Annotated in this window: 2 protein-coding genes; both read right to left on the minus strand. The window is 38.1% G+C overall.

Features of this window, described 5'->3' with window-relative positions; all coding sequences use genetic code 11:
* Window positions 1–2,113: fibronectin type III domain-containing protein (locus OL225_RS21985; RefSeq protein ID WP_264519605.1), on the minus strand; the 2,113-nt coding region annotated here is incomplete at its 3' end.
* Window positions 2,114–2,355: 242 nt separating this feature from the next.
* On the minus strand, window positions 2,356–2,596 hold a 241-nt coding region (locus tag OL225_RS21990; RefSeq protein WP_264519606.1), incomplete at its 5' end, for a T9SS type A sorting domain-containing protein.

Genomic DNA, 2,596 nt, shown 5'->3' on the forward strand with positions numbered 1-2,596 from the left:
ATTTGTTTACAGAAATTTTATTATTTGCAGAACCTCTTTCGAATATAACTACTCTTGTAGGGTCTGGAGTGTAATCTTTATAGTTATCCGATCCTGAATTACTCAACATGATAGGAGTATTCGCAGGAGTAACAGTTACATTATTAATATATCCATTTGTAGTGCTATTACCTGTAGGAGCCGTTGTACAATAAGTAAGAGCCGGAGTTGTAAAGTTTACACTCGGAGAGAATGCTCCTGTAGTACCTCCACAAATAGTAGCTACCTGAACTTCGTATGCTGTCTGATCTACTAAGTTACTTAATAGCTGGCTGCTTGTAAGCGGAGTTGTAATGTTGATTGTCGTCCAAGTGATATCTGTAATCTTTTTGTATCTCAATGTATAACTTGCTCCTATTATAGGAACCCAACTTACAACAGCTGAACTTCCAGTAAGGTTTGAAACGATAATATTACTAGGTGGAACCGCAGAACATGGTTGTAAAGCAATAACACTCAATGTAAAGTCCACGTAGTTACCAGAAGACACAGGTCCGCAAGCAGTAATAAAACCAAATTCTGTTGTTGCCATTCTCACTCTATAGTTTCCAGGAGCTTGCCCCGCTGCAATTGGAATAGTACCCGTTGCAGTTGCGGTATAGCCGGTAGTAGCCAGAATAGTTTCTCCCGCACCGTTGAAATTCATATCATTATTCCAGTCAACCCAGATATAATAGTGATATGAGCTAGCTCCCGCAGCTGCAAGATTTACATTTACAGATGCACTAGGGATTGCAGAAACTACAGTCGAGGAATTATTTACATATGCTGTATAGCTGTTTGCGGAATAATTTAAGTTTGAAACTCCACCTGTGGTAGTAATATTATTCAGATAATATGACGTACTTGAAGTACCTCCTGTAGGCACACAATATCCTGTATAGAAAGAAACAGGTCCTTTCCATGCACTTTGGTCTGCTGCACTACATCTTGCTCTTACCCATGCATAATACGTTGTGTTAGCAGTAAGTGGGGAAAGTGTTGCAGTAGTTCCAGAAGGAACATTTTGTGATGGTACAGTTAATCCTGTTGGAGTGATGTTACTTGTACTGTAATAAATATCATACCCTCCAGCTGGTACATATCCAAAAGCAGTCCAGTTTAGTACTGCACTTGTAGGTGTTACCGTACCAAGAGATAATGATCCAGCTGCAGGCATCGGTGGGCATACAGGAGATGTAGTGATCATTATTGGCCCTGACCAGACACTTTGATCTGTAGCGCTACACTTTGCTCTTACCCATGCATAATACGTTGTATTAGATACTAATGGTGAAAGTGTTGCAGTGGTTCCTGAAAGAACATTTTGTGATGGAGGTGTCACTGCTGTTGGAGCAGCGTTCGTTGTACTGTAATAAATATCATATCCTTCTGCAGGCGCAGATGAATAAGCAGTCCAGTTCAATACTGCACTGGTAGCCGTTATTGTTCCAGTAGATAATGTTCCTCCCGGAGGCATAGATAAACATGTAGGCGGCGCACCAAAAGTTAATCGAACATTTGGTCTGTTCGCATCTACTGGACCATTGCCTGTAGGTGTTGTAAAATCAGCTTCCAAATACATATGTCTAGCTGTTGCAGTACTATATTTAAAACCTGCTCCGTCAGATCCAGAACCTCCTCCGGATCCTCCGTAATTAGTTTCAACTAAAACCATAAGATTATCCGTTCCATTGTAATTGTATGGAAGCTGTAATTGGAGGGTATTCCAACCAACCGCGAGACTGGTTACGTTCGTACTATATACTAATGTAGCTCCGGTAGTTAATGTATTCCAGTTTTGAGCTGTAATGGCTGTTGTAGTAGCCGGTATGGATTTCAAATAAACTTTAACCGGGAAAGTAATATTCATGGTTGTGGTAGCCTCCCATCCTACGGATAAGATATTTCCTCCACCTGGAGTATTTATTTCTGCAGCAGTATATAGTGATGCTGATCTTTGATACCCATAGTAGGGTGTCAAAGGATATCGCTGCGTACTGGTTCCCGTTCCAATGGTTACGACTTGGCCATGTAATGATAGTCCAAAGATCAAACCGAGAAACAGAATTAAAGAGGTAAAGAGTTTCTTCATCGTTTTTTTGTTTTTTATATTAATGCCACAAATTTAATAAATTTATTATCAATAAAAACACAAAACGGCCATTTCAATAAAAACATCTCAATAAAACACAAGAATAATTAAAAATATAAACAATTAAAGAATAATTAAATAAAAAAAAATCAAAATATTGTAATTAATCAATATATAATAAAGGGTAATAAAAAAATAAGCCCCCATTTCTGGGGGCTTATTCTATTTGAAATTTAGTTAATCTATTCTTTAATAAATTTCTTCTGAACAGTTTTACCGTTATCATCGATATCGATTACATAAACACCGTTAATCAATCTGCTTACGTTGATTTGGTTGTTGAGTAAGATACCATCTCCGATTACCTGTCCGGCAGCATTGTAGATCTTATATTTAGCTCTCTTGCTGATATTTTTCACAAACAATATTGAGCTTACCGGGTTAGGATAAATCATAATACCTGTCTGATCAATTGGATTAGCA

It is taken from the genome of Chryseobacterium viscerum (assembly GCF_025949665.1).
Lineage (GTDB): Bacteria > Bacteroidota > Bacteroidia > Flavobacteriales > Weeksellaceae > Chryseobacterium > Chryseobacterium viscerum_A.